1 pseudogene is annotated in these 701 nt (G+C 63.9%); it reads right to left on the reverse strand.

Annotation, left to right across the window (positions count from 1 at the left end):
- Positions 1 to 467 (reverse strand): annotated as a pseudogene (locus RGCCGE502_RS34350) (type I secretion system permease/ATPase); the annotation flags it as partial.
- Between the last annotated feature and the right edge of the window lie 234 nt (positions 468 to 701).

Raw genomic sequence — 701 nt, forward strand, 5'->3', positions numbered from 1 at the left:
CCCAGCATCGGATGCAGCAGCCAGACGAACACCAGATAGACCGGCATCCACGGCAGGTCGAACAGCGCCACCGGGCCCTGGCTCGACAGGAAGCCGCGCAGCGTGTCGACGTCGCGGCCGCGCTCCATCGCCTCAGACGTCGAATAGCCGTAGCGCGGCATCTCGATCACCACCTTGTGGGCGATCGGCGCAAGCTCGGCATCCAGCCGGGCGCCGAGCCTGATCAGGATCTGCGAGCGGATGATGTCGAACATCCCCTGGAACAGGTACAGGCTGATCGCCAGGATCGACAGCGCCACCAGCGTCGAGATCGAGCCGCTGGTCAGCGCCCGGTCGTAGATCTGCAGCATGTAGAAGGCGCCCGTCAGCGCCAGGATGTTGATGATCCCCGACAGCCCGAACAGATAGGCAAGGATGCCGCGCAATCCGGGGATCCTGTATTGTGGCTCGCTCTTCTTCTTCGTCATCGCATACCCCCCACATCAGCACCGCGGACCATCAGGGCATCAACCCGTCGCCCGGACCCGGCGCATTGAACAGAAAGTCCCCGACCGGGATTGCCCCGGTCGGGGAGGCGCGCTCGTCCCCTCTAGGAGACGCCGTTGAAGTCGCTGGCCGTCAGGTTGTAGTTGCCCTTCAGCATCAGCACGAAGTCGGCATCGGTGTTGCTGTCGACATTGCCGTGGATCACCGTGAACTCG

The organism is Rhizobium grahamii CCGE 502, from assembly GCF_000298315.2.
Taxonomy (GTDB): domain Bacteria; phylum Pseudomonadota; class Alphaproteobacteria; order Rhizobiales; family Rhizobiaceae; genus Rhizobium; species Rhizobium grahamii.